General features: G+C 65.3%; 1 protein-coding gene. It reads left to right on the top strand.

Annotated features, from left to right (window positions below; genetic code table 11):
* Positions 1-241 (top strand): hypothetical protein (locus AC0L2O_RS37260; protein WP_473373263.1); only part of this gene is annotated, 241 nt, incomplete at its 5' end.
* Positions 242-248: the final 7 nt, after the last annotated feature.

Raw genomic sequence — 248 nt, 5'->3', positions numbered from 1 at the left:
GTCACAGCTGCCGGATATCGAACGCGCCGCGCAGGAAGGCCGCGTGGCGTTATTGCTGGTGGAAGCCGACGCTCATGCCGAGGTGGGGACACAGGTGGTACACGACCATGCGGTGAATGAGGATGCGGCACTGGACGAACTGATCCTGGCGGTCATCCGCCAGGGCGGCCAGATCGTGGTGGTGCCCACCGAACGTTCGATGCCCACCGACAGCCGCGCGGCCGCCGTATTACGGTACTGAGCCACAG

The sequence above is a fragment of the Bradyrhizobium sp. Kon10 genome, assembly GCF_055807395.1.
The sequence above is the reverse complement of the archived record's forward strand: the minus strand, read 5'-3'. Positions and strand labels throughout refer to the sequence as shown.